At 69.5% G+C, this 25,928-nt stretch carries 26 protein-coding genes; 17 read left to right on the forward strand and 9 right to left on the reverse strand.

Annotation, left to right across the window (positions count from 1 at the left end; genetic code table 11):
• Nucleotides 1-66: 66 nt before the first annotated feature.
• Nucleotides 67-999, forward strand: coding sequence for a type I pantothenate kinase (gene coaA, locus J4E04_RS14480; protein ID WP_027503933.1), 933 nt, complete (start codon nucleotides 67-69; stop codon nucleotides 997-999).
• Nucleotides 1,000-1,029: 30 nt separating this feature from the next.
• Here the strand turns inward: coaA and J4E04_RS14485 are convergent, their stop codons facing one another.
• On the reverse strand, nucleotides 1,030-1,797 hold the full coding sequence (locus J4E04_RS14485) for an isoprenyl transferase (RefSeq protein ID WP_027503934.1): 768 nt from the start codon (nucleotides 1,795-1,797) through the stop codon (nucleotides 1,030-1,032).
• A 156-nt stretch (nucleotides 1,798-1,953) separates the two neighbouring features.
• Here J4E04_RS14485 and J4E04_RS14490 point away from each other — a divergent pair, with 156 nt between their 5' ends.
• Genes J4E04_RS14490 through trhA form a run of 3 tightly spaced genes read left to right on the forward strand, consistent with a single transcriptional unit; the run spans nucleotide 1,954 to nucleotide 4,703 of the window.
• Nucleotides 1,954-2,394, forward strand: a complete 441-nt coding sequence (locus tag J4E04_RS14490) for an SRPBCC family protein (RefSeq protein ID WP_307109075.1) — start codon at nucleotides 1,954-1,956, stop codon at nucleotides 2,392-2,394.
• On the forward strand, nucleotides 2,391-3,992 hold the full coding sequence (locus J4E04_RS14495; RefSeq protein ID WP_490148869.1) for a phytoene desaturase family protein: 1,602 nt from the start codon (nucleotides 2,391-2,393) through the stop codon (nucleotides 3,990-3,992). The genes J4E04_RS14490 and J4E04_RS14495 overlap by 4 nt, the downstream gene beginning before the upstream one ends.
• A 42-nt stretch (nucleotides 3,993-4,034) precedes the next feature.
• Nucleotides 4,035-4,703 (forward strand): PAQR family membrane homeostasis protein TrhA, encoded by a 669-nt coding sequence (gene trhA / locus J4E04_RS14500; protein WP_490148870.1) that lies wholly within the window; start codon nucleotides 4,035-4,037, stop codon nucleotides 4,701-4,703.
• Between the two features lie 7 nt (nucleotides 4,704-4,710).
• Here trhA and J4E04_RS14505 read toward each other — a convergent pair whose 3' ends face one another.
• The 3 genes from J4E04_RS14505 to mca are packed head-to-tail and all read right to left on the reverse strand — an operon-like array spanning nucleotide 4,711 to nucleotide 7,864.
• Nucleotides 4,711-6,720, reverse strand: a complete 2,010-nt coding sequence (locus J4E04_RS14505; protein ID WP_490148871.1) for a thioredoxin domain-containing protein — start codon at nucleotides 6,718-6,720, stop codon at nucleotides 4,711-4,713.
• A 55-nt stretch (nucleotides 6,721-6,775) separates the two neighbouring features.
• Nucleotides 6,776-7,015, reverse strand: a complete 240-nt coding sequence (locus tag J4E04_RS14510; RefSeq protein ID WP_027503939.1) for a hypothetical protein — start codon at nucleotides 7,013-7,015, stop codon at nucleotides 6,776-6,778.
• A complete protein-coding gene (gene mca / locus J4E04_RS14515) occupies nucleotides 7,016-7,864 on the reverse strand; it encodes a mycothiol conjugate amidase Mca (RefSeq protein WP_037184227.1) in 849 nt (282 codons plus the stop codon).
• A gap of 136 nt (nucleotides 7,865-8,000) precedes the next feature.
• Between mca and J4E04_RS14520 the strand changes: the two genes are divergently transcribed.
• From J4E04_RS14520 to J4E04_RS14530, 3 genes are all read left to right on the forward strand, one after another.
• Entirely contained in the window at nucleotides 8,001-8,432 is a 432-nt protein-coding gene (locus tag J4E04_RS14520; protein ID WP_027503941.1) for a DUF4307 domain-containing protein, read from the forward strand.
• Between the two features lie 288 nt (nucleotides 8,433-8,720).
• Nucleotides 8,721-9,215: a transcription elongation factor GreA gene (greA, locus tag J4E04_RS14525; RefSeq protein ID WP_027503942.1), complete on the forward strand. Its 495-nt coding sequence runs from the start codon at nucleotides 8,721-8,723 to the stop codon at nucleotides 9,213-9,215.
• Nucleotides 9,216-9,359: 144 nt separating this feature from the next.
• Nucleotides 9,360-10,082 carry an FAD:protein FMN transferase gene (locus J4E04_RS14530; RefSeq protein WP_222638199.1) on the forward strand — a complete coding sequence of 241 codons (723 nt, stop codon included), beginning with the start codon at nucleotides 9,360-9,362 and terminating at the stop codon, nucleotides 10,080-10,082.
• 19 nt (nucleotides 10,083-10,101) lie between these two features.
• On the opposite strand, the gene ilvA is transcribed toward J4E04_RS14530, so the two are convergent.
• The 3 genes from ilvA to J4E04_RS14545 all read right to left on the reverse strand — a co-directional run bounded on the left by ilvA (nucleotide 10,102) and on the right by J4E04_RS14545 (nucleotide 13,978).
• Entirely contained in the window at nucleotides 10,102-11,319 is a 1,218-nt protein-coding gene (ilvA, locus tag J4E04_RS14535; protein ID WP_027503943.1) for a threonine ammonia-lyase, read from the reverse strand.
• 37 nt (nucleotides 11,320-11,356) lie between these two features.
• Nucleotides 11,357-12,529 carry a cystathionine gamma-synthase gene (locus J4E04_RS14540; RefSeq protein ID WP_056447615.1) on the reverse strand — a complete coding sequence of 391 codons (1,173 nt, stop codon included), beginning with the start codon at nucleotides 12,527-12,529 and terminating at the stop codon, nucleotides 11,357-11,359.
• 63 nt (nucleotides 12,530-12,592) lie between these two features.
• Nucleotides 12,593-13,978, reverse strand: coding sequence for a cystathionine beta-synthase (locus J4E04_RS14545; RefSeq protein ID WP_027503945.1), 1,386 nt, complete (start codon nucleotides 13,976-13,978; stop codon nucleotides 12,593-12,595).
• A gap of 118 nt (nucleotides 13,979-14,096) precedes the next feature.
• Between J4E04_RS14545 and J4E04_RS14550 the strand changes: the two genes are divergently transcribed.
• Nucleotides 14,097-15,071, forward strand: coding sequence for an SGNH/GDSL hydrolase family protein (locus J4E04_RS14550; RefSeq protein ID WP_051613045.1), 975 nt, complete (start codon nucleotides 14,097-14,099; stop codon nucleotides 15,069-15,071).
• Between the two features lie 64 nt (nucleotides 15,072-15,135).
• Complete coding sequence (locus J4E04_RS14555) at nucleotides 15,136-16,353, forward strand: acetyl-CoA C-acetyltransferase (protein WP_490148872.1); 1,218 nt, start codon at nucleotides 15,136-15,138, stop codon at nucleotides 16,351-16,353.
• Nucleotides 16,354-16,432: 79 nt separating this feature from the next.
• Here J4E04_RS14555 and J4E04_RS14560 read toward each other — a convergent pair whose 3' ends face one another.
• Nucleotides 16,433-17,281, reverse strand: a complete 849-nt coding sequence (locus J4E04_RS14560; protein ID WP_490148873.1) for a Bax inhibitor-1/YccA family protein — start codon at nucleotides 17,279-17,281, stop codon at nucleotides 16,433-16,435.
• 200 nt (nucleotides 17,282-17,481) lie between these two features.
• Between J4E04_RS14560 and J4E04_RS14565 the strand changes: the two genes are divergently transcribed.
• Entirely contained in the window at nucleotides 17,482-17,937 is a 456-nt protein-coding gene (locus tag J4E04_RS14565) for a hypothetical protein (RefSeq protein WP_056447352.1), read from the forward strand.
• Nucleotides 17,938-17,976: 39 nt separating this feature from the next.
• On the opposite strand, the gene J4E04_RS14570 is transcribed toward J4E04_RS14565, so the two are convergent.
• Nucleotides 17,977-19,098, reverse strand: a complete 1,122-nt coding sequence (locus J4E04_RS14570) for a class I SAM-dependent methyltransferase (protein WP_490148874.1) — start codon at nucleotides 19,096-19,098, stop codon at nucleotides 17,977-17,979.
• Between the two features lie 65 nt (nucleotides 19,099-19,163).
• On the opposite strand from J4E04_RS14570, the gene J4E04_RS14575 reads away from it, so the two are divergent.
• From J4E04_RS14575 to J4E04_RS14605, 7 genes are all read left to right on the forward strand, one after another.
• The gene (locus J4E04_RS14575) at nucleotides 19,164-20,147 is read left to right on the forward strand and encodes an NAD-dependent epimerase/dehydratase family protein (RefSeq protein WP_222627471.1); all 984 of its coding nucleotides are present in this window, start codon (nucleotides 19,164-19,166) and stop codon (nucleotides 20,145-20,147) included.
• A gap of 106 nt (nucleotides 20,148-20,253) precedes the next feature.
• Nucleotides 20,254-20,841: a biotin transporter BioY gene (locus tag J4E04_RS14580; RefSeq protein WP_037183888.1), complete on the forward strand. Its 588-nt coding sequence runs from the start codon at nucleotides 20,254-20,256 to the stop codon at nucleotides 20,839-20,841.
• Nucleotide 20,842: 1 nt separating this feature from the next.
• Complete coding sequence (locus J4E04_RS14585; protein WP_490148875.1) at nucleotides 20,843-21,973, forward strand: thiolase family protein; 1,131 nt, start codon at nucleotides 20,843-20,845, stop codon at nucleotides 21,971-21,973.
• Nucleotides 21,970-22,650 carry an energy-coupling factor ABC transporter ATP-binding protein gene (locus J4E04_RS14590; RefSeq protein WP_027503952.1) on the forward strand — a complete coding sequence of 227 codons (681 nt, stop codon included), beginning with the start codon at nucleotides 21,970-21,972 and terminating at the stop codon, nucleotides 22,648-22,650. The genes J4E04_RS14585 and J4E04_RS14590 overlap by 4 nt, the downstream gene beginning before the upstream one ends.
• Nucleotides 22,647-23,264, forward strand: a complete 618-nt coding sequence (locus tag J4E04_RS14595) for an energy-coupling factor transporter transmembrane component T family protein (RefSeq protein WP_222627477.1) — start codon at nucleotides 22,647-22,649, stop codon at nucleotides 23,262-23,264. Before J4E04_RS14590 ends, J4E04_RS14595 begins: the two co-directional genes overlap by 4 nt.
• A complete protein-coding gene (locus J4E04_RS14600) occupies nucleotides 23,261-24,670 on the forward strand; it encodes a class I adenylate-forming enzyme family protein (RefSeq protein WP_490148876.1) in 1,410 nt (469 codons plus the stop codon). Before J4E04_RS14595 ends, J4E04_RS14600 begins: the two co-directional genes overlap by 4 nt.
• Before the next feature lie 170 nt (nucleotides 24,671-24,840).
• The gene (locus tag J4E04_RS14605; protein WP_027503955.1) at nucleotides 24,841-25,848 is read left to right on the forward strand and encodes a substrate-binding domain-containing protein; all 1,008 of its coding nucleotides are present in this window, start codon (nucleotides 24,841-24,843) and stop codon (nucleotides 25,846-25,848) included.
• Nucleotides 25,849-25,928: the final 80 nt, after the last annotated feature.

A 25,928-nucleotide genomic window follows, 5' to 3' on the forward strand; every position in this document is an offset into this window, starting at 1 on the left:
TAGTCACGCACCACCCGGCTGTCGGTTCGCCGGAGCCACCCAGCACAATTCAGTCATGGAGGCAGCGTGTCCCGAGTGAGCGAGTCGAGTCCGTACGTCGAATTCGACCGTCGACAGTGGCGCACTCTCCGGAACGCGACACCCCTGGTCCTGACCGAGGACGAGCTCACCGGCCTGCGCGGCCTGGGCGAACAGATCGACCTCGACGAGGTCGCGGAGGTCTACCTCCCCCTCGCTCGACTCATCCATCTCCAGGTGGCCGCCCGCCAACGCCTGTTCGCGGCGACGGCCACGTTCCTCGGGGAGAAGACGCCGGACCGCCAGGTCCCGTTCGTCATCGGCATCGCCGGCAGCGTCGCCGTCGGCAAGTCCACGACCGCGCGCGTGCTCCAGGCACTGCTGGCGCGATGGGAGCACCACCCGCGCGTGGACCTGGTGACGACGGACGGGTTCCTCTACTCGTCGGCCGAGCTGGTGCGTCGAGGAATCATGCACCGCAAGGGTTTTCCCGAGAGCTACGACCGGCGCAAGCTTCTGCGCTTCGTCACCGAGGTGAAATCCGGCGCCGAATCCGCACGCGCACCCGTGTACTCGCACGTCTCGTACGACATCGTGCCGGGCAAGTACACCGAGGTGCGACAGCCGGACATCCTCGTCATCGAGGGACTCAACGTCCTGCAGACCGGTCCGCGCCTCATGGTCTCGGACCTCTTCGACTTCTCCATCTACGTCGACGCCCGCATCGAGGACATCGAGAAGTGGTACGTCGACCGCTTTCTCGCCCTGCGCTCCACGTCGTTCGCCGACCCGGCCTCGCACTTCCACCACTACTCGGGACTCTCCGACGAGCACGCCAGGATCGCGGCCGCGGACATCTGGCAGTCGATCAACCGGCCCAACCTGGTGGAGAACATCCTGCCGACGCGCCCCCGCGCCACCCTGGTGCTGCGCAAGGACGCCGACCACACCATCAACCGGCTGCGCCTGCGCAAATTGTGACGACCGGCCTCCGGCCTGCCCGGCTCCGGCTCAGGTACCGAATCTCCGGTGCCGCGCGGCGAAGTCGCGCAGCGCGCGCAGGAAGTCGACGCGGCGGAACTCGGGCCAGTAGGCCTCGGTGAACCAGATCTCCGAGTACGCGCTCTGCCACAGCAGGAACCCGGACAACCGCTGCTCCCCCGACGTGCGGATCACCAGATCCGGATCCGGCTGGCCCGACGTGTAGAGGTGCGAGTCGATGCCCTCGACGGTGACCGAGCGGAGCAACTCGTCCCCGTCGGCACCGTCGGACAGCCGTTCCGCGATGAGCGACTGCACGGCGTCGGCGATCTCCTGACGGCCGCCGTACCCGACCGCGACGTTGACGTGCGTTCCCGAGCGGCCGGCCGTGCCGGCGGCGGCCTCCTTGAGGCGGCGGGCGGATTCGGCGGGAAGCAGATCCATCGTGCCGACGATCTTCACGGACCAGTTCTTTCCCGGTCCGCTGATCTCCTCGACGACGTCGGTGATGATCTCGAGCAGCGAGTCGAGCTCGTCCGGTGACCGGCGCAGGTTCTCGGTGGACAACAGGTAGATGGTGGCCATCTCGACGCCGGCCATGTCACACCACGTGAGCAGCTCCGCGATCTTGAGCGCGCCCATCCGGTGCCCGTGGCTGACGTCGGTGAAGCCGTTCTCCCGGGCCCAGCGACGATTGCCGTCGCACATCACGGCGACGTGCCGAGGGTGCTGAGCGCCCTCGAGCTGACGCAGCAGGCGCCTCTCGTAGAGCGTGTACAGCAGACCGCGAGCCTTCACCCAGCTCCCCACTTCGACAGAATTGTTCAGCAGGTGATCACCCTACGCCCGCAGTACGACGCGATCGGCGTGACCGACTCGTCACCGCGCCGCATGATGGTTCCGTGGCGTACGGGGTACCCGGCTCCGACCGCACACGAGAGAACAGGAGCAGTCATGACTGTTGTCCGGGACACCACGGCGAGCGTCGATGCCGTGTGGAACGTGCTCTCCGACGGGTGGAGCTACGCGACGTGGGTGGTGGGCGCCTCGCGCATCCGCGCCGTCGACCCCGAGTTCCCCGCGCCCGGCTCGCGGATCCACCATTCGGTCGGGCTGTGGCCCGCCGTGCTGAACGACGAGACGCGGGTACTGAGCATGACGGAGGGACGCGAGGTGACACTCGAAGCGCGCGGGATGCCGGCAGGCAAGGCGACGATCGTCCTGCGCCTGACGCCGCGAGGCTCGGGGTGCCGGATCGAGATGATCGAGCACGCTCGGACCCTCCCGTTCTCGCTCGTTCCCGAGTCGGTCCAGCACGCACTCGTGTATCCCCGCAACACCGAGGCGACACGGCGACTCGCGCTGCTGGCCGAGCGTTCCGCGGTTCCCCGATGACGACCACGACGGTGGACGCCGTCGTGATCGGAGCGGGCCACAACGGACTCGTCGCGGCGTCCGTGCTCGCCGACGCAGGATGGGACGTCGTCGTCCTGGAGTCCGCCCCGGTGCCCGGCGGCGCGGTCCGCAGCGCCGAGCTCACCCCGGGATACGTGAGCGACCTGTTCAGTGCCTTCTATCCCCTCGGTGCGTCGTCCCCGGCATTCACGGCGCTCGAGCTCGACCGCCACGGACTCCGCTGGACCCACTCACCCGTCGTCTTCGGTCACCCGCGCTCGCCCGACGACGAGGACGCCCCGGTGGTCCACCACGATCCCGAGGACACCGCCGCCATGCTGGCGGAGCACGATCCACGCGACGGCGAGGCGTGGATGTACGTGGTGGATCAGTGGAACCGGATCCGCGACCCTCTGCTGCACTCGCTGTTCGGCAGCTCCTTCCCGCCTGTCAAGGGTGCCGCGACGCTCTTCCGGCGCCTCGGGACCGCGGAGACACTGCGATTCCTGCGCTTCGCAGTACTCCCGGCCCGGGCGATGGCGCACGAGTTGTTCCACAGCGAGGCGGCGCGATGCCTGCTGCTCGGCAACGCCATGCACGCCGACGTCCCCACCGACGCACCCGCGAGCGGCATCATGGGCTACCTGCTGACGATGCTCGCGCAGGATGTCGGCTACCCCGTCCCGGTCGGCGGTGCGCAGGAGCTGACCAGCGCGCTCGTGCGCCGTGCCGAGAGCGCCGGGGCGCGGGTCGTCTGCGGAACCGAGGTGACCTCGATCGACGTCTCCGGCGGTGTCGCCCGCGGCGTGCGGACGGCAGGCGGCGACACGTACGTCGCACGGCGAGCCGTCGTCGCAGACGTGTCCGCTCCCGCGCTGTACGGCTCGCTGTTGCCGCGGGACGCGGTTCCCGCGCGGGTGCACAGCGATCTCGAGAAGTTCGAGTGGGACACCCCGGTGGTGAAGATCAACTACGCGCTCGACTCCCCGATCCCGTGGCGCTCGAAGAGTCTGAACCAGGCGGGCACGGTGCACGTCGGCGCAGACGACGACGGTCTGGTGCGATGGAACGCCGACCTGGTGACAGGCCGCATCCCGGAGCGGCCGTTCATGCTGTTCGGTCAGATGACGACCGCGGACGCCACCCGCTCCCCGGCCGGGACGGAGAGCGCATGGGCGTACACACACCTCCCCCGCGGTGTGACGGACGACGCCTCGGGCGACCTGCTCGCCGAGCGGGTCGACACCGTCCTCGAGGAGTACGCGCCCGGGTTCGCGGCGTCGATCGTCGGCAAGCACGTCCAGCGGCCGGGCGACCTGACAGCGGACGACGCCAACCTGTTCGGTGGCGCGGTGAACGGCGGAACGTCGCAACTGCAGCAGCAGTTGGTGTTCCGGCCCGTTCCCGGACTCGGACGTACGGAGACTCCCGTCGGTCGGTTGTTCCTCGGAAGCGCGTCCGCCCATCCGGGCGGCGGCGTGCACGGGGCACCAGGACTGGCTGCGGCGAGGGCCGCGTTGGCGAGCGACGGTGTGCGCGGATGGGTTCACCGCACGACGATCAGTGCCCTGATGGATCTGACACTCGGTGACCGCTAGTTCGGCCACGGTCGGAGCGCGAACCTACGGTACCGTAGGTTCGTGACTGTCTTCGGGCTCGACGAACTGCCGGTGAAGCCGCGCATGCGCGGATGGATCCACCTGTACGCCTTCGGGGTGTCGGTGGTCTGCGGAGTCGTGCTCGTGGTGCTCGCCTACTCGGCGGTGTCCGTCCGGGCCGGTCTCGCGATCACTGTCTACGCCGTCGCGACGTGCGGTCTCTTCGGAGTGAGCGCGACATACCACCGCGTCCACTGGCAGACCGTGCGCAGCCGGACGTGGATGAAGCGCGCCGATCACTCGATGATCTTCCTGTTCATCGCCGGCAGTTACACGCCGTTCGCGGTGCTCGGGCTGCCGAGCCGCACCGGCACCATCGTGCTGATCGTGGTGTGGGCCGGTGCGCTGGCCGGAGTGACGCTGAAGATGCTGTGGCCCACGGCCCCTCGCTGGCTGGGCGTGCCCCTGTATCTCGTGCTGGGCTGGGCCATCGTGCCGGTCGCGGGCGAACTCACCCATCGTGTGGGCGTCGGACCGATGGCACTGCTGGTGGCGGGCGGCGTGTTCTACAGCATCGGCGCGATTCTCTACGCAACGAAGTGGCCCAACCCGTGGCCCACCACGTTCGGCCATCACGAGTTCTTCCACGCCGCGACGGTCGTCGCCGCGGTGTGCCACTACATCGCCGTGTGGCTGGTGCTCTTCACCTGATCCGGCGTCACCCGACCAGGAGTGCGGTCAGGTCCTCGGGGTCGGTGACCGGTCGGTCGCACACGAAGCCGTGACACACGTACGCGGCCGACTCGCCGCTCACCAGCGGGCGATCCGCGAGCAGCGGGACCGAGTCGGGCGGACCCGCGACCACCACCGTGCCGCCGGCGGCGACGCGGCGGGCGGTGCGTACGAGGTCGTCGTCGACCGATTCCGTGGCGATCGCCACCTGCACCGGTCCCGCCACCGCGGCTTCCGCGACGGTCAACCAGTGGCCGGCCGACCGGGGTGCCCGCTCGAGCAGGATCGACGCTCGCGCAAGCGACCTGTCCGCCGCCGCACCGAAGCGCGAGGAGTTCTCGCTGGACGCGGCCACCGTCAGCAGAGCCTCGGTGATCAGTGCCGCTCCGGACGGGGTCGCGTTGTCGAGTGGATCGCGAGGCCGGGTCACGAGCGTCTCCGCGTCGTCGGCGGTGTCGAACCAGCTGCCCGGCTGCTCAGGATCGGCGAAGTGGTCGAGCGCGACGTCGAGTACCTCCTCCGCCGCCGTCAGCCAGCGTGCCTCCCCGGTCGCCTGGTGCAGCGCGGCGAGAGCGACGGCGAGTGCGCCGTGATCCTCCGCGATAGCCGCCGCATCGCCCACGACACCGCCCAGGGACGCACGCCGTAGTCGGCCGTCGACGCGGTGCAGGTCCAGGATGCGGTCCGCGCAGCGTGCTGCCGCATCGACCCAGTTCCGGTACCCCAGCGCGGCGCCGCCCTCGGCCAGCGCCGTGATCGCGAAGCCGTTCCAGGCGGTCACCACCTTGTCGTCGCGCCCCGGCTGAGGACGCGTGGCACGCGACGCGGCCAGTGCTGCGCGCATGCGTGCGAAACGCTCGGGGTCCGTCGGTTCGGCCCGCAGCTGCAACACGGACGCCCCCTCCTCGAACGTGCCCGTGTCGGTCACCCCGAACACCTGTGCGGCCCGAGCCCCGTCCTCGTCGCCCAGCACCTCGACCAGCTGCGCGGGTGTCCACGCGTAGGTCAGACCCTCCACCCCGTCGGTGTCGGCGTCCAGGGCGGAGGCGAAGCACCCGTCGTCCGTGCCGAGATCGCGCAGGAGGAAGTCGGCGGTGTCGACGGCCACACGATGAGCGAACGCATCGCCGCGGCGCGCCAGGTGAGCGTAGAAGCGCAGCAGCAACGCGTTGTCGTAGAGCATCTTCTCGAAGTGCGGCACCACCCAGTCCGCATCGACGGAGTACCGGGCGAAACCGCCCCCGAGCTGGTCGTACATCCCGCCGCGGGCCATGGCGTCGGCGGTACGGCCCACCGCAGCGCGGGCAGGCTCCGACCCGGTGCGCTCGACGTGGCGGAGCAGCCCCTCCACGAGAGACGACGGTGGGAACTTCGGTGCTCCGCCGAAGCCGCCGCGCGGCACGTCCTCGTCCGCCAGAACGCGCGCCACCGCCTCGTCGAGCAGGGCGGCGTCGACGACTCGGTCGCCCTCCGGGATGCCCGCGGCGGTCCTGCGCAGTTCCGCGACCACCGAGGCCGACGCCTGCTGCACCTCGTCACGACGGGTGCGCCACGTCTCGGAGATGGCTTCGAGCAGCTGCGTGAACGACGGCATCCCCTGCCGAGGTGTGGGCGGGAAGTAGGTGCCGCAGTAGAACGGTTCCGCGTCGGGGGTGAGGAACGCCGTCATCGGCCAACCGCCCTGACCCGTCATCGCGACCGTCGCGTTCATGTAGACGGCGTCGATGTCGGGACGTTCCTCGCGATCGACCTTGATGCACACGAAGTTCGCGTTCATGATCTCCGCGATGGCGTCGTTCTCGAACGACTCGTGTGCCATCACGTGACACCAGTGACACGCCGAGTAGCCCACCGACAGCAGGACCGGGACGTCTCGTTCGCGAGCCCACGCCAGGGCGTCGTCACCCCACTGCTGCCAGTGCACGGGATTGTCGGCGTGCTGACGCAGGTAGGGGCTCGTCGAGTCGGACAGGGTGTTGCGCTCACGGGTGGCCACCCCTGCAGTGTCCCCCGTGACACCCGGCGCAATCACCGCTCGGGTCGCAAACCCCTCACCGCTCGGGTCGGAAGCCTCCGCGGTCCGTGCCCTCGTCCGCCGCCTGGTCCGGCGTCGGATCCTCCGGCTCGAAGGACGCCGGAAGCTTCTTGAAGTGCGCGTTCATCGACCGCACCAACAGGGCGGTACCGATGAGCAACAGCACGATGATGACGAGGCCGACGGGTGACGCCTTACCGAACTCGGGCCCGGTGTTGTTCTGCGCCAGTATGATCGACGCGCTGAGCACGGTCATCTAAGACTCGATCCCGGCGAACAGGTCGGTCTCGGGCAGCGACGTGCGCACGCGGGTCCGCGCGAGCTCGTACTCCTCGGTCGGCCACAGCTTCTTCTGCACGTCGACCGGGACCGCGAAGAAGCGGCCGTTCGGATCGATCTGGGTGCGGTGCGCACGCAGTGCGTCGTCGCGCTGCTGGAAGTAGTCCGCGCACTCCACCTGGGTGGTGACGCGCTCCATGATCTCGCCGCGATCCTTCGGCCACTGCGCGAGCCATTCCGTGAACGGCCCCTCCTGACCGGAGGCGATCATCTCGTCGTCGAACAACTGCATGCGCTGGCGGATGAAGCCGTGGGAGTAGTAGAGCTTCGAGACCTCCCACGCCTCGCCCGTTCCGGGGAACTGCTCGGGATCGCCGGCCGCCTCGTACGCGGCGACCGACACCTCGTGGCAGCGGATGTGGTCGGGGTGGGGGTAGCCACCCTTCTCGTCGTAGGTCGTCATGACGTGCGGCTTGAAGTCGCGCACCACGCGCACCAGAGCCTCGGTCGACTCCTCGAGCGGCACCAGCGCGAAGCATCCCTCGGGAAGCGGCGGCAGCGGATCTCCCTCCGGCAGACCGGAGTCCACGAACCCCAGCCACGTCTGCTGCACCCCGAGAATGGCTGCGGCAGCGGCCATCTCCTCCTTGCGCACCTCGGACATGCGCTCGCGCACACCGGGGATGTCCATGGCCGGGTTGAGGATGTCGCCGCGCTCACCGCCGGTGAGCGTGACCACCAGCACCTCGTTGCCCTCGGCCGCGTAACGCGCCATGGTGGCAGCGCCCTTGGAGGACTCGTCGTCGGGATGGGCGTGCACTGCCATCAGTCGCAGTCCGCTCACGTGTGCCTCACTTCAACTATCGGTGGTGCTCCGGTTCCGGTCCGGGCACCTCCAATAGTTCCACTTCGTCCGGTACCCCGCCGAGGCGGTACCGGGTCCGCGGGTAAGTTCGACGTCGATGTCCACCACGCCGCAGAGTCTCCCCGAGGGTCGCTACCCCACCAGTCGGGGAATCGCCCCGTCCCGTGTCCTCGCCGTGGCTCTGACGCTGCTGGTCATCGCGCTGGGCGTGGCCGTCGCCTACCTCGGATACACCAAGTTCACCACCCCCGACGTCGACGGGACCATGGTGTCGTTCGACATCGTCGGCGAGGACCGCGTCGACGTACGCCTGAACGTGACCAGGGACGACCCGTCCCAGCCCGCGGTCTGCATCATCCGATCGCGATCGCGCGACGGAACCGAGACCGGGCGACGCGAAGTACTGATCCCGGCGTCCGAGAACGGCACCGAGGACGTCCGCAGCTTCGTGATCACCTCGGCCGCGCCGGGCCTCGCCGACCTCTACGGATGCAGCCTGGACGTGCCGGAACATCTCACACCTCGGTGACCGTCGGGTGCCGACCAAGAAACCACGAAGTTCTTTCGTGGTAAAATCGATTCGTACACGGCTCACCCAGTGGGGCCGTGTATTGCTGCATTGACGGGCGTAACGCGAGCACTCGAGCCAAGGGCCGTTCGCATCGACCGCGTTCCGCCCCGGCGGAACGCCCTGCTCGTGACGGAGCTCGCGCACCAGCGCGGGCTCTCTTTCACGTGTGGGCTCGGTGACACCACCGCACGCCGCCTACGAATACCGGAGCCGAACGGCTCTGAAGAACACGAGGGAGTGATCGAGATGAGCGAGACCCAGGTGACCTGGCTGACCCAGGAGTCGCACGACAGGCTCAAGGGCGAACTCGACCAGCTCATCGCCAACCGACCCGTCATCGCCGCGGAGATCAACGAGCGACGGGAAGAGGGCGACCTCAAGGAGAACGGTGGATACCACGCCGCCCGCGAGGAGCAGGGTCAGCAGGAGGCGCGTATCCGCCAGCTGCAGGAGCTGCTGAACAACGCCAAGGTCGGCGAGGCTCCCACCCAGTCGGGCGTCGCGCTCCCCGGGTCGGTCGTCAAGGTCTACTACGACGGTGACGAGTCCGATTCCGAGACGTTCCTCATCGCCACGCGTGAGGAGGGCGCACGGGACGGCAAGCTCGAGGTCTACTCCCCCAACTCGCCCCTCGGCGGCGCATTGATCGACGCCAAGGTCGGCGACACGCGCGAGTACTCGCTGCCCAACGGCAAGACCATGAAGGTCACGCTCGCGAGCGCGGAGCCGTACCACAACTGATCTCGCACGACGCATGTCGTTCGGCCCCGCACGTTCGCGTACGGGGCCGAACTCCGTTTCCCATCCGTGTGGCCGCCGGGCTCGAAGCCCTGGTGTAACAGGCACGCGCTCGCCGAGCGATGAACGCCATGGAGGTGCCACCAGATGAGTCTCGCCACGAAGGCATTCGCAGGGTTCGACATCGACGACCGCCACGTGCGGGTGGTCGTCACCGACGCGGCCGTGATCACCGATGCGGCAGCCGCGGCGCGCACCGCCCTGGACACGTGGCTCGACATCGTCTCGCTCACCCGTGCGGACTCCGAACTGCAGCGACTGAACCGCTCCTTCGGCCGGACCGTGCGCGTCTCCCCTGCTCTGGCGGACCAGGTGCGACACGCCCTCGCCGCCGCGGACCTGACGGCCGGCGCCGTCGATCCGCTCCGCAGCTCGGGCACGGACACTCACGAGGCCATCGAGGTCGACGGTCTCGGCGTGCGCCTTCCCGGCTGGGCCACAGTCGATCTGGACGCGACAGCGCTCGCCGTGGTCGTGGAGCGCATCGCCGCGACGATCGCACGCCGCTTCGCCTGCGGGGCACTGGTGTCGGTGTCGGGTGCGAACTCGACCGACACCGACATTGCCGTCGCCGGGCCGGAACCCGTTCGTGGATGGCAGATCTCGGTGATCGACGGCTCGGCGGAACGCCTCGTTCCGATCGCCTCGGGAACCACGATGGTGACCACCACGGGCACCACCACGGCCACGGTGGCCGCGTCCTCCCCCGTGGTGGCAGCCGCGCTGTCGCGCGCCGCGGCAGCGGGCGCCGACGCGCTGGTCGATCGCGCCGCCGACCACGCCTCCGCCGCGGTCTTCATCGCCGCCTGATCACTCCTGAACTGTCTGATCACTCCTGAACTTCGGCCTCGTATCCGGCGGCCGCGAGACCCGACAGCACGGCGGCGCGGTGATCCGGGCCCCGGGTCTCCAGGGTCATCATGATCTCGACCTCGTCCATCGCCAGCCGCCCTGCCGTGCGCGCGTGCACCACGTCGACCACACTCGCGGCCGTGTCGCGTGCCACGCCGAGCACCCCCACCAGGCCACCCGGGCGGTCGGGGATGACGATGCGCACCGTCAGATAGCGACCCGCCGCTCGCAACCCGTGCGCGACGACGTGTGTCAGCAGGAGCGGATCGATGTTGCCGCCGGACAGGACAGCGACGATCGGGCCGTCACCGTGGAACTGTTCGGGATGGTCCATGAGCGCAGCGACGGCTGCCGCTCCGGCGGCTTCGACGATGAGTTTGGCGCGCTCCATACACAGCAGCAGTGCCCGCGACAGCGCATCCTCGCTGACGGTGATCACGCGGTCCACCATTTCGGTGACGTGCGCGAAGGGGACCGCCCCGGGACGCCCCACGGCGATACCGTCGGCCATCGTCGACATCCGTTCGGCAGAGATCGGCATACCGGCCTCGAGCGACCCGGGCCACGCGGCTGCCTGTTCCGCCTGCACCCCGACGATGCGAATGTCCTTGCCGCTCAACGCGACGGCAGCGGCGATGCCGGCGACGAGACCGCCGCCGCCGGTCGGCACCACGATGGTGCCCACATCGGGCATCTGGTCGAGAATCTCGACGCCGACCGTGGCCTGGCCAGCGACCACGTCGATGTGATCGAACGGGTGGATCAGCACGGCGCCGGTCTCGTCGGCGAAGGCCATGGCCGCCAGGAGAGCCTCGTCGATGGTGGTGCCCACCTGGTGAATGGTGGCCCCGTACGCCTTGGTGGCCACCAACTTCGGCAGCGGCGCACCGTTCGGCATGAACACCGTCGACGCGGCCCCGAGTTCCGACGCCGCCCACGCGACGCCCTGCGCGTGATTGCCGGCACTGGCCGCGACCACCCCACGAGCGCGCTCCTCGTCGGTCAGACCCGCGATCCGGTTGTACGCACCCCGCGGCTTGAACGATCCGGTGCGCTGCAGGTTCTCGCACTTGAGCCACACCTGGCGGTCGGTGCGATCGGACAGGACACGGGACGCCACGAGGGGTGTGCGGCGCATGACCGGGGCGAGCAGCGCGGTGGCGCGGTCCAGCCGGTCGGCGGTGAGGAGATCCATGGCTGGAACCCTAAACCCGAATGCTCCTAGGCGAGCGTCAGGCGAGCGCCTGTTCGATGTCGCCCACCAGGTCGGCGGCGTCCTCGATGCCGACGGACAGGCGCACCAGGTCGTCCGGCACCTCGAGCAGCGAGCCGGCGGTGGAGGCGTGGGTCATGGCGCCGGGATGCTCGATCAACGACTCGACGCCGCCCAACGACTCGGCGAGAGTGAAGATCTCGGTGCGCGCGCAGAGGTCGAGCGCCGCCTGGCGGCCACCCTTCAGACGGACCGACACCATGCCGCCGAACCGACGCATCTGCTTGGCGGCGACGGCGTGGGACGGGTGGCTCTCGGATCCCGGGTAGATGACCGAGGAGACGGCGGGGTGACCCGTCAGCAGCTCGACGATCTTCTCGGCGTTGTCGCTGTGCCGCTCCATGCGCAGGGCGAGCGTCTTGATGCCGCGCAGTGTCAGGAACGCGTCGAACGGTCCGGGAACACCGCCGGCGCCGTTCTGCAGGAAGGCGAACGACGCGTCCAGTTCCTCGTCGTTGCACACGAGGGCGCCGCCGACGACGTCGGAGTGTCCACCGATGTACTTGGTCGTCGAGTGCAGCACCACGTCGGCGCCGAGCGTGAGGGGCTGCTGCAGGTACGGCGACGCGAACGTGTTGTCGACGACGATCTTCGCGCCCGCCTCGTGTGCGACGCCCGACAGGGCCTCGATGTCGCCGACGTTGAGCAGCGGATTGGTGGGCGTCTCGACCCAGACCAGCTTCGTGTTGGGGCGAATGGCCTCGCGCACGGCGTCGACGTCCGACACCGCGGCCACCGAGTACTCGATGCCCCACTGGGTGAACACCTTGTCGATGAGCCGGAAGGTGCCGCCGTACGCGTCGTTCGGGATCACGAGGTGGTCGCCCGGGCGCAGCGACGCCCGCAGGAGGGCGTCCGTAGCGGCCATGCCCGAGGAGAACGCGCGACCGTAGTGGCCGTTCTCGAGGGCTGCCAGGTTGGCCTCGAGCGGACGCCGGGTCGGGTTGCCGGTGCGGGCGTACTCGAACCCGCTGCGCATACCACCCACGCCGTCCTGGGCGAAGGTGGAGCTCGCGTAGATCGGGACGTTGACCGCACCGGTCAGCGGGTCGGGCTCGTACCCGGCGTGCACCGCGCGAGTGGAGAACCCCTGCCAGGACGTCGTGTCGGACTTGCTGCGCTGCTCACTCATGCGCACCAGCCTAACGAGCGGGCAGGCCGGAGGCCGGTCGGGATGGGTCAGTGGTTCCGTGTGTCAGGACGCGGTGGTGACGAATCCGAGGAGATCGTGGCGGGTGATGACGCCGACCGGCTTGCCGTCGTCGACGACCATGACGGCGTCGGTGTCGCCGAGCGTCTTCGTCGCGGCCGAGACCGGCTCACCGGCACCGATGAGCGGGAACGGCGCACTCATGTGCGTCTTCACGGCGTCGGACAGGTTCGCCCGGCCCTCGAACACGGCACTGAGCAGATCGCGCTCGCTGACACTGCCCGCGACCTCGCCCGCCATGACCGGCGGCTCGGCGCCGACGACCGGCATCTGGGAGACGCCGTACTCGCGCAGGATCTCGATGGCGTCGCGCAGCGTCTCGGACGGGTGCGTGTGCACGAGGTCGGGCAGTGCGCCGGACTTGCCGCGCAGCACGTCACCGACGGTGGGCTCGGCGGTGCCGCCGTCGAGCCGGGTGCGCAGGAAGCCGTAGGAGCTCATCCACTTGTCGTTGAAGATCTTGCCGAGGTAGCCGCGACCACCGTCGGGCAGCAGGACGACGACGAGGGCGTCCGGGCCCTCGCGCTCGGCCACCTGCAGCGCGGCGACCATGGCCATACCGCAGGATCCGCCGACCAGCAGGCCCTCCTCGCGGGCCAGGCGACGCGTCATCTCGAACGAGTCGGCGTCGGACACGGCGATGATCTCGTCCGGGATCGACGGGTCGTACGCGCTGGGCCAGAAGTCCTCGCCCACGCCCTCGACGAGGTACGGCCGGCCGGTCCCGCCCGAGTAGACGGAACCCTCGGGATCGGCACCGATGATCTTCACCGCACCGCCCGACATCTCCTTGAGGTAGCGACCGGTTCCGGTGATGGTGCCGCCGGTACCGACGCCGGCGACGAAGTGCGTGATCTTGCCGTCCGTGTCGTTCCAGATCTCGGGTCCGGTGGTCTCGTAGTGGCTCTGCGGACCACCCGGATTGGCGTACTGGTTGGGCTTCCAGGCACCGTCGATCTCGCGCACGAGGCGGTCCGAGACGCTGTAGTAGCTGTCCGGATCCTCGGGGGCGACAGCGGTGGGGCACACGACGACCTGCGCACCGTAGGCACGTAGGACGTTGCGCTTGTCCTCGCCGACCTTGTCGGGGCACACGAAGACGCACTTGTAGCCGCGCTGCTGTGCGACGAGGGCCAGGCCGACTCCGGTGTTGCCGGAGGTGGGCTCGACGATGGTGCCGCCGGGCTTCAGTTCACCGGACGCCTCGGCCGCCTCGATCATCTTGACGGCGATGCGGTCCTTCGAACTGCCACCGGGATTGAGGTACTCCACCTTGGCGGCGAGGAGTGCGGACCCGGGGGCGACGACGGTGTTCAGCTTCACCAGCGGGGTGTTGCCGATGAGGTCGACGACGCTGTTTGCAATGCGCATGCGTCCATCCTCCCAGATGTCCGGCCGGACACCCACCGAGCCTCGTCGCGCTGCGGCGATCGCACTGCACGGCACCACCGTCGGCGCACCTAGAATCGGACAGGTGAACGGAGGTGCGATGCAGCAGGGCGGCTCGGGTCGCGGTGGGTGGCGACAGGCAGCGGTGGCGGGAGCCGCCACCGTCGTCGCGGGATCCGGCGCGGGAACGCTGTCCTGGGCCGCGTACCGGCACCTGCTGGCGCAGGCGGCCGCTGCCCGGACCGTGATCGGCCGCAGCACGGACCGGCCGCCCGAGGCCGACGGTGTGTACGCCCCGGGTGCGCGCGTCCCGCAGCGGTGGCGCCCCGGCGTGCAGTCCGACCTGCACCTGATGATCTTCGGCGACTCGACGGCGGCCGGCATGGGCTGCGTCGTCGCGGACGAGGTGCCGGGCGTGCTGATCGCGCGGGGTCTCGCCGACGAGAGCGGGAAGCGGATCCGGTTGAGCACCAAGGCCATTCCCGGAGCGACATCCAAGGGACTCGAGGGTCAGGTCGATGCGATGCTGGTCGCCCACCACGACCGGCCCGACGCTGCGGTCGTCTTCATCGGCGCCAACGACGTCACCAAGAAGCATGCGGTGGCGGCCTCGGCCGAGCGTCTGCGTACCGCGGTGCGTCGCCTGCGGGCGGAGGGCACCGTCGTGGTCGTCGGAACGTGCCCGGATCTCGGTGTCGTCACCGCCATCCCGCAGCCGCTCCGCGCTGTCGTGCGGACGTGGGGCCACCGACTCGCGCGGGCTCAGACGTCGGCGACTCTCGCCGCCGGCGGCCACCCCGTCGCGCTGGCGGATCTGCTCGCCCCGGAGTTCCTCGCGGCACCGGAGCGGATGTTCTCGGCCGACCGTTTCCATCCGTCCGCGGCCGGATACGAACTCGCTGCCCAGCAGATCCTGCCCGTGCTGGCGGCCGCGCTGGGCGAATGGGCGGGCGGCCCCCTGCCGACGCTGCCCACGGTGTCGGACGTCGCCGAGCAGCGTCGCCTCGTCTCCCGCCTCACCGCCTCGGCCAACCGCCACGTGTCGCGGCTACGGCCGCGAGACGCCCTGCAGTGACCGGGGGCAGACCGGACGAGAGTTACCCTCCAGTCATATCGTCGCCAACCCCAGGAGTCCTCCCATGCCAGAAGCAGTGATCGTGTCCGTGGCCCGTTCGCCCATCGGGCGCGCGATGAAGGGGTCGCTCGTCAGCATGCGTCCCGACGACCTCGCAGCGCAGATGGTCAAGGCAGCCCTCGACAAGGTGCCCGCCCTCGACCCCACCATGATCGACGACCTCCTCATGGGCTGCGGTCTGCCCGGCGGCGAGCAGGGCTTCAACATCGGCCGCAACGTCGCCATCCAGCTCGGCTACGACTTCCTCCCCGGCACCACCATCACCCGCTACTGCTCCTCGTCGCTGCAGACCACCCGCATGGCCCTGCACGCCATCAAGGCCGGCGAGGGCGACGTGTTCATCTCCGCCGGCGTCGAGACCGTCTCCCGCTTCGTCAAGGGCAACTCCGACTCCTACCCGGACACCCAGAACCCCATCTACGCCGACGCGCAGGCCCGCACCGAGAAGATCGCCGAGGGCGGCCAGACCTGGTCCGACCCCCGCGAAGAGGGCAACCTCCCCGACGCCTACATCGCGATGGGCCAGACCGCGGAGAACGTCGCCCAGCTCACCGGCATCAGCCGTGAGGAGCAGGACCACTGGGGCGTCCGCAGCCAGAACCGCGCCGAGGAAGCCATCGCCAAGGGACACTTCGAGAACGAGATCACCCCGGTCACGCTGCCCGACGGCACCGTCGTCAGCACCGACGACGGCCCCCGCGCCGGCACCACCTACGAGAAGATCTCGCAGCTCAAGCCGGTCTTCCGCCCGGACGGCACCATCACCGCCGGCAACGCCTGCCCGCTGAACGACGGCGCCGCGGCCCTGGTGATCATGTCCGACACCAAGGCCAAGGAACTCGGGCTGACCCCGCTCGCCCGCGTCGTGTCCACCGGCGTCTCGGGCCTCTCGCCCGAGATCATGGGCCTCGGCCCCATCGAGGCCTCGAAGAAGGCGCTCGCGCTCGCCGGCAAGACCATCGACGACATCGACCTGGTCGAGATCAACGAAGCCTTCGCCGTCCAGGTGATCGGCTCCGCACGGGAACTGAAGATCGACGAGGACAAGCTGAACGTCTCCGGCGGCGCCATCGCCCTCGGACACCCCTTCGGCATGACCGGTGCCCGCATCACCGCGACCCTGCTCAACAACCTGCGCGCCCACGACAAGCAGTTCGGTCTCGAGACCATGTGCGTCGGCGGCGGACAGGGCATGGCCATGGTGCTCGAGCGCCTCAGCTGAGTCGTCCCGCACACAGCGAACAGCCCCCGCCTTCCGAGAGGAGGACGGGGGCTGTCGGCTGTGACGACTACCGCTGGAACTAGTCGTTGTTGAAGTAGCTCAGCAGTCGCAGGATCTCGACGTACAGCCAGACCAGGGTGATGGTCAGACCGAGCGCGACGCCCCAGGCAGCCTTCTCCGGCGCCTGGGCACGGATCAGCTGGTCGGCCTGGTCGAAGTCCAGCAGGAAGCTGAACGCGGCGAGGCCGATGCAGACGAGGCTGAAGATGATGGCGATCGGTCCGCCGTCGCGCAGACCGAAACCGCCGTCCATGAAGAAGCTGGCGACCAGGTTGCCGAGCATCAGTACGACCACGCCGATGAGGGCGCCGACGATCATGCGGGTCAAGCGAGGAGTCACGCGGATCGCGCCGGTCTTGTAGACGATCAGCATGCCGAAGAACACGCCGAACGTACCGAGCACGGCCTGCACGATGAGCGAGCTGCCGTTGCTCACGCCGAACATCGGACCGGTGAAGAGGAGCGACAGGGCACCGAGGAACACGCCCTCGAAGGCCGCGTACGCGAGCACCAGGGGCGCGCTGTCCATCTTGCGGCCGAACGTCGCCACGAGGACGAGGACGAAGCCGATGAGTCCGCCGCCGATGACGAACATCGGGGCCAGGCCGGGGTTGTTGCTCGCGAGCACGTAGGACGCGATGGCGAACACCGTCAGGACACCGAGGGTGGTGGCCGTCTTGGTGACGACGTCGTCGATCGTCATCGCACGCTGCTGCGGACCGGTCTGGTACGGCTGCGGCTGTCCCTGCGGGGAGCCGTACTGCTGGGTGACCGCACCGGCACCGGCGGCGGCCGAACCGAAGGAGGCATATCCGCCTCCCGCCTGCTTGGGCAGATTGCGGAACACCGGGTTGCTGGAAGTGCGCACCGTGTCTCATCCCTTTCGTGTGGTGGAGCCTGTGTATCTCTCAACGTTCGGATGCGACGGAAAAGTTCCCATCGGACAAAACGGACTGTACCGGGCGGACGTCGCCGTTCCCCCAGCGCAGTACCGCATCAGTACACACGGTCGGCGCACGTTTGTCCGCTCACGTTTGTCGCTCGGGCGATCCGGGCACCTTCTCCCTCATGAGCATCGAAGACGGACCCGGAGATACGCTGGACCAGAGTGAGAGTCTCGACTCGGACGAGATCCGAGGCACGGACGACGTCGACGACGTGGTCACCCCGCCGGACTCGTGGACCGAGGCCGACAAGTTCGGCACCACCGAACGCGAGGCGCGTGAGGGTGAGAGCCTCGACCAGAAGCTGGCCGAGGAAGTGCCGGACGTCCCGCTGGAGGAGGAACTCGACGTCCCCGTGGCGGCGACACCAGACGACGATCTGACCGAGGAACTGGTGGACCGAGTCGTCGACAGCGACGACGAGAACGACTACATCGCGGACGCCACGGAGGACGACGGCACCGACGGCGCCGCCGTGAAGGACGCGGACGTGGTGGACGGAGTCGTGGTGGAGAACTCTGCGACGCACCGCGGCCAGATCGACGGTACCCCCGAGGACGCGGGCTCCTACTTCGACTGAGTCACGTCCGCCTGACTTGTGCGGCCGACACATTCACCGTCACCTGATCGACCGGGTGACGGTGAATTTGTCGTTGCGGCCCATTACCTCCGTCGGCCCGACCATGCGCGCGAGCATGGAGCGGAACCGCAGGTGTGAGTTGTGCACCGCCCACAGTTCGCCGCCGGGGCGCAGGACGGTCCGCGCGGCCGCGAACAGTTTCTCCGCTCCCCCGGTGTGCACGGCCGCGTTCTCGTGGAACGGTGGATTGCACAGGATCACGTCGGCGGTCGCGGGCGCCTCCGACGCCATGGCGTCGTCCCGACGCGCCGTGACCCGCACGCCGGACGCCTCCGCCGTGGCCGCCGCCGAGGCCACCGCCGCGGCCGAGCGGTCTGTGGCGACCACCTCCGCGTCCGGCCGCAGGCGCGCGGCGAGGACCGCGAGAATGCCGGTCCCGCACCCCAGATCGACGATGCGGCGCGCGTCGGGCGACATCCGGTCGAGGAACGTGCACAGGTACCGGGTGCCGATGTCCAGCCGGTCCCCGGAGAAGACGGCACCGTGGGCGACCACGGTGAGGTCCAGATCGGCGAGGACGGTCGACACGGGGTACGTCGCGCTCTCGCGAGGCAGCGGCCCGGTCGCCACCAACCCGCGGGACTTCCGCGCCGCGCGGGTGGCCGCCACGTCGGTGAAGTTCGCGGCGAGCACGTCGTTCATCGACCGACTCATGTGTTTGAGTCGACCCGCCGAGATGACGCGGACCGACGGATCCGCCCAGCGGGCAACGGCTTCGGCGATCTCGGTGAGCTCGGCGAGGGCGCGGGGAAGCTGCAGCAGCACCACGGTCGCACCGTCGAGCAACTCTCGATCCAACGCGTGGTTCGTGTAGACGTCGCCGAGGCCGAGCGCGCCGGCGTTGCGGGCCAGCGCGAGCTCGGAGGTGAGGGGATCCTGGTGCACGCGAATGCCGGTGAGGCCGTGCGCGGCGGCGGTCCCGAGGGTCAGCGCGCCGTACCGGTCGCCGATCACCGCGACCGACCCGGGCTCGGCGGTGGAGGTCGACTCCGCGGCCTCGGCCAGGATCAACCGGTCGGAGGCATCGACGGCGTGGAGATTGGGCGCCTCGACATCGGGTGAGCGACGGAGCGCGCCGAGAACATGGTCCGGATCCTGCATCGTCGCAGTCTCTCACTCCCACCGAACCTTGCTTGAATCCCGACGTCAGCGGGCATCATCGACCCATGGGACTCACAGTGGCAGTGACCGGTCCGACCGGCGAGATCGGCATGTCGGCGGTGGACGCGCTCGAGCGCGATCCGGCCGTGGACCGCATCCTCGGCATGGCGCGACGACCGTTCGACGTGGACGAGCACGGCTGGACCAAGACGGAGTACCGGCAGGGCGACATACTCGATCGTGAGGCGGTGGACGCCTTCGTCGCCGAGGCGGATGTCGTGGTGCACCTCGCCTTCCTCATCATGGGATCGCGTGCCGAGAGTTCACGGATCAACCTGGCCGGGACTCGCACCGTCTTCGAGGCGACGGTGGCCGCCGCGCGGCCGACACGGCTCGTCTACACCTCGTCCGTCGCCGCGTACGGCTATCACTCGGACAACCGGGTGCCGCTGACCGAGGACACGCCGACGCGCGGATCGAAGGAGCACTACTACTCCGAGCAGAAGGCCGAACTCGAGGAGGTCCTCGACGAGGTCACCGCGGGATCGGACCTCGAGGTGTACGTCCTGCGGCCGTGCATCGTCGCCGGCCCGAAAGCGCCCGCCCTGGCCGACTCCATGCCGTGGCGCTCGATCGCCGCCCAGCTCCCCGCACCACTGGGGGCCGTGGTCGGCGCGGTGCGTCCGGTATTCCCCGACCCGGGACACCCGCTGCAACTGGTGCACCACGACGACGTGGCGACGGCCATCGCGCTCGCCGCGACCACGGACGCACCTCCCGGCCCGTACAACATCGCGGGCGACGGGGTGGTGTCCCTGTCGCAGGTGGCGGCCGCGCTGGGCGCCTTCCCGGTGCGGGTGCCGTCCCTCCTCGGGTCTGCGGCGTCGGCGGTGATCCGCACCCTCCCGTTCGTCCCGTCGATGGTGGAGTGGGTGCACGTGGGACGGACGTCCGTCGTCATGGACACCTCGAAGGCCAAGCGCGACCTCGGGTGGCATCCCGCGCACAGCAGCTCCGCCACTCTGAACGCCCTCGTCGCGTCGCTGTGACACGACGGGGAGTTGCACCGGGTACGAGCACCCCACTAGCGTGACTCCGCGCACTTGAACACCGTTCAAGTGGTTCTCGCTCACGCCACGCACAGGAGTCCCGACCGTGTCCCCTCGTTTCTCGGCTCGTGACCTCGCTCAGGTCGCCGTCTTCGCGGCACTGATCGCGGCACTCGGCCTTCCCGGCTCCATCACGGTCGGCATCAGCGGTGTGCCCATCACCCTGCAGACCCTCGGCGTCATCGCCGCGGGCGCGGTTCTCGGCGCCCGCAAGGGTGCGGCCGCGGTACTGGTCCTGCTCGCACTCGTCGCGATCGGCCTGCCGTTGCTCGCCGGCGGACGCGGCGGTCTCGGCGTCTTCGCGGCCCCCAGCGTCGGGTACCTCGTCGGATGGGTCGTGGGCGCCTTCGTCATCGGCGCGCTCACGCGGCTGATCGTCCCGTCCTACCCGCTGTGGGCCGGTCTGCTCGTCAACGCCGTGGGCGGCATCGCCGTCATCTACGTCTTCGGCGTCCTCGGCCTGCTGCTGCGCACCGACCTCGGCGTAGGGGCGGCCATCGCGTCCACGGGCGCCTACGTTCCCGGCGACGCGGTCAAGGTCGTCGTCGCGACCGTCGTCGCGAAGGGCGTGCACCGCGCCTACCCCGGTCTCGTCGCGCCGCGGCGTCGCGCGACCGTCGGGTCCGCCGCCTGACATGGTGCGCTCGTCCCCGCGCGATCCGATCCTGCTGGTGGGACGGCGGACGGCGATCGGCACGGCGGGGCATGCGTTCGCCGACCTGACGGCCGCCGACCTCGCGGCACCCGTCCTCGCCGACGTCGCTCGCCGGGTGCACCATCTCGGCCGCATCGACGACGTCGTCCTGGGCAACTGCCTCGGTCCCGGCGGCGACCTCGCTCGGGTCGCCGCGCTGCAGGCCGGTCTCGGTCACCACGTCCCTGGCGTGACGGTCGACCGCCAGTGCGGCTCGGGCCTCGACGCCGTGGCCCTGGCCTCGTCCCGTGTCCGCGCGGGTGACGACGCCCTGATTCTCGCGGGGGGAGTCGAATCGGCGAGCACGGCGCCGTGGCGTTTCCACGCCCCGGTCGACGACGGGGGTCCGCAGCGGTACACGCGCGCACCGTTCACCCCGCGCGGTCACCCCGACCCCGACATGGGCACGGCCGCGGACGATCTCGCCCGCACGCTCGGCATCGACCGGGAGCGACAGGACGCGTACGCCGAACGCTCGCACCGACTCGCCTCGCAGACGGACTTCTCGGCGGAGATCGTCACCGTCGCCGGGATCGATCGGGACGAGCGGGTGCGCAGCGGACTCACCACGGCGCGTCTGAGCAGGCTGCGTCCGGCGTTCTCCCCCGACGGCACCGCCACCGCGGGCAACTCGTGCGGCATCTCCGACGGCGCGGCCGTGCTCGCCGTGACGACCGCGGACCGGGCCGACGGCCCTGCCCTGCGGGTACTCGGCTGGGCCGTCGCCGGGACGGATCCCGCGCTCCCCGGACTGTCCCCCGTGCCCGCGGTCCGCGCCGTCCTCGACCGCTGCGGAGTGGACCTGTCCGACGTCGGGATCGTCGAGATCACCGAGGCCTTCGCCTCGGTGGCCCTGGCGGCCGTCGACCGGCTGGGCATCGATCCGGACATCGTGTGCCCGCACGGAGGGGCCATCGCGCTCGGACACCCGTGGGGCGCCTCCGGAGCGCTTCTCCTCGTCCGGTTGGCTGAGCAGATGGCCACGACCGACTCCCCCGCTCTCGGTCTTGCGGTGTGCGCCATCGGCGGTGGTCAGGGCATCGCCATGCTCGTGGAACGAGTCGGAGCATGAGCGTGATCCGGTTCGATCACGTCTCGCACGGATACGGCGATCGGCCCGTGCTGCGCGACATCGATCTCGAGATCACCGAACACCGCGTCGGCATCGTCGGATCCAACGGCTCCGGGAAGTCGACCCTGGCCCGCATGATCAACGGTCTGGTGTCGCCGAGTTCCGGCACCGTCACCGTCGACGGTCTGAACGTCGCGCGCAAGGGTGGCCAGGTGCGACGGAAGGTCGGGTTCGTGTTCACGGACCCGGACAACCAGATCGTGATGCCGACCGTCGCCGAAGATCTGGCGTTCTCGCTGCGCCGCACCGGAGCGTCGAAGGACGAGGTGGCGGACCGCGTCGCCGACATGCTCGACCGTTTCGGGCTGGCCGGTCACGCCGATCATCCCGCGCACCTGTTGTCCGGCGGACAGAAACAGATGCTGGCGATCGGCGCAGTGCTGATCCGCCGACCCGAGGTCCTGGTGGCCGACGAACCCACCACGCTTCTCGATCTCCGCAACTCCCGCAAGGTCGGCGCGGTGTTCGACACTCTCGAGCAGCAGGTCGTCGTGGTGACACATCACCTCGATCTCCTGACGAACTTCGATCGCGTCATCGTGATCCACGACGCTCGGGTCGCCCACGACGGACGGCCCGCCGACGCCCTGCCCGCGTACGAGGCGCTGCTCGAATGATCGGCCTCTACCGACCCGGTCACTCGCTCCTGCACCGACTTCCGGCCGGGTGGAAGCTTCTGCTGCTCATGGTCGGCGTCATCGCGGTCATCGCCCTCGTTCGCCGACCGGTCGACGTCGCGGTCGCTGCCGGCGTGGTCGCCGTTCTCTTCGGGATCGGGGGCATCGGCCCGCGGACCGCACTCGCGCAGATCCGGCCGCTCTTCTGGATGATCGCGATCATCGCGGTGTTCCAGGTGATCATCACGACCCCGGCCCGCGCCGTGGTCGTGTGCGGGATTCTCGTCGTCACGGTGGCCGCGGCGAGTCTGGTCACCCTCACCACCCGGGTGACCGCGATGCTCGACGTGTGCGGCAGGGTCCTGGAACCGTTGCGGCGCTTCGGCGTCGACCCCGACCGCATCGGACTGCTGCTGGCACTGACGATCCGGCTCGTCCCCGTCCTCACCGGCATCGTGCACGAGGTCTCCGACGCACGGAAGGCCCGCGGACTGCAGTGGTCGATGACCGCGCTGGCGACACCCGTGGTGGTCCGCGCGCTGCGGACCGCGGATGCGCTGGGAGACAGTCTCGTCGCCCGCGGCGTGGACGACGACCGGGACGATGACGCGTGATCGCGGACTCGATCGACGAGCGCATCGGTCGTCGCGCCCGGGACCGTCCGGACTCGCTCGCGGTCGTCGCCGCGGACGGCAGTCTCACCTATCGTGAGATGTGGGATCGGTCGGGACGCGTCGCCGCACGCCTGCTCGGTGCGAAGCGAGTGGCCGTCCTCCCGGCGTCCGATCTCGGTTCCGTCGTCACGGTTCTCGGCGCGATCCGTGCAGGTTGCTCGCTCGTGCTCCTGCACCGCCACCTGCTTCCCGACCACCTCGCATCGGTTCTCGAGATCGGTCGCCCCGCTGCGGTGATCGCCACGGAGCGCGGGCGGACCCGGCTGCGTCGACTCGGCGTCACCGGCACGCTCACCTCGCCCGACGACCTCGCCGCCGCACCCGCGGTCCCCCTCCCGGCACCGGACGAGGCCGGAGAACTGTTGGCGGGGTTGACCTCCGGCACGTCGGGCACTCCCAAGCTCTTCGTCCGCTCGCGGCGATCGTGGTCGCGCACGCTCGATCGGTCCGACGAGGAGTTCACCGTGGACCGGCACTCCCGGGTGGCCGCACCGGGCGTCCTGGACCACACCCACTTCCTCTACGGACTGGTGCACGCGCTCACGCGAGGTGCTGCCGTGGACCTACGGCCCCTCGAGTCGTGGTCCTCCGCGGGAGACGTCGACCCGACGCACGTCTACACCGTGCCCACCCTCGCACACGACATCGCCGTGTCCAGCCGACCTGGGCTGGCGCAGGTCCGAGAAGTGTTGTCCTCGGGTGCTTTCTGGCCGCGCTCCGGTCGCGACGCCCTGTCCGCTCGCGTTCCCGGCGCTCGGTTCGTCCACTTCTACGGCGCCTCGGAACTGTCATTGGTGGCCGTGGACTCCTCCACCGAACCGGTTCCCGACGGCTCCGCCGGGCGGCTCGTCTCGGGTGTCCGCACGAGAACTGTGGACGGCGTCGTCAGCGTGCACAGCGACATGCTGTTCGACGGATACCTGACCCACCCCGATCACGCGGAACCGTCCGACGGGCCCGTGAACGGGTGGACGAGCGTAGGCGATCGAGGCGAGATCCGCGGCGGGTGGCTGTTTCTCGCGGGCCGCAGTTCCGACACCATCGTGCGCGGCGGCCTCAAGGTGGAGCCACTCGATGTGGAGACCGCCCTGCGGGGGTTTCCCGGCGTGCTCGACGCGGCGTGTGTGGGCGAGCCGGATCCGAGGATGGGGCACGTCCCGGTCGCGGCGATCACGGTCTCGGAGCCGGTCGACCGCACCGCTCTGCGGCGTCATCTGCGGGCGCACCTCGAGGCACCGGCGATGCCCACTCGCGTGGTCACGGTGCCCGCGCTCCCCCGCACGGCCCGCGGCAAGCTCGACCGCCCTGCCGTCCTGGCGATGATCGCGACCGGGCCTGGAGCCTGACGGCTCGCTGTGCTGCGGACGTATTGTCCGAACAAACTATTGACTTCCCTTGTGATGTGGATTACACATATGTCGGGCCGCGACCGAACAGGTCACCGGCTCGATCCATTCCAGTCGTACCCAGTATGTCGCCGCGTTGTTCTCTCGTCGGCGTTCGAGAAAGAGACCGAATGACACGTCATTTCACCCGTCGGGGCACTGCTGTCGCTCTCGGCGTGGCACTGAGCGTCAGCCTGGCAGCGGGCTGCTCCAGTTCGGGCGGCGCACCGGAGTCCTCCGGTGACGGCGGCGGCAACGCCGGCACGGCCGACACCCCGCGCGCCACGATCGCGATGATCACGCACGAGGTTCCCGGTGACACGTTCTGGGACCTCATCCGCAAGGGCGCCGAGGCGGCTGCGGCCAAGGACAACATCGAGCTGCGCTACTCGGCCGATCCCGAGGCGCCGAACCAGGCCAACCTGGTGCAGAGCGCCATCGACTCCGACGTCGACGGCATCGCGGTCACACTGGCCAAGCCCGACGCCATGGCACCCGCCGTCGAGGCCGCCACGGCCGCCGGCATCCCGGTCGTCGCCTTCAACTCCGGTTACGACGCGTGGAAGGACCAGGGCGTCCAGCAGTACTTCGGCCAGGACGAGACCATCGCCGGCCAGGCCGTCGGTGCGCGTCTGACCACCGAGGGTGCGAAGAAGACCCTCTGCATCATCCAGGAGCAGGGCCAGGTCGCCCTCGAATCCCGTTGCGCGGGTGTGACACAGGGCTTCACCGGCGGTTCCACCGAGATCCTGAACGTCAACAGCAAGGACATGCCGTCCGTCGAGGCCACCATCACGGCCAAGCTGCAGCAGGATCCGACCATCGACCACATCGTCGCCCTGGGCGCCCCCATCGCGCTGACCGCGGTGCAGTCCAAGGCGAACGCCAACTCCGAGGCCACGGTGGTCACCTTCGACACCAACGCCGCACTCGTCGAGGCCATCCAGAGCGGCGACGTCGCGTGGGCCGTCGATCAGCAGCCGTACCTCCAGGGCTACCTGGCCGTCGACTCGCTGTGGCTGTACCTGAACAACGGCAACACCATCGGTGGCGGCACGCCCGTTCTGACCGGCCCGGCCTTCATCGACTCGACGAACATCGACGCGATCGCCGAGTACGCCAAGGGCGGCACTCGCTAGCCTCCACGCACACGAGATCCGGTGCAGAGATCCGCGTTCACCGCGGATCTCTGCACCGGATTCGTCGTCGTGGGGTCAGG

The organism is Rhodococcus sp. NFXS4, assembly GCF_058139645.1.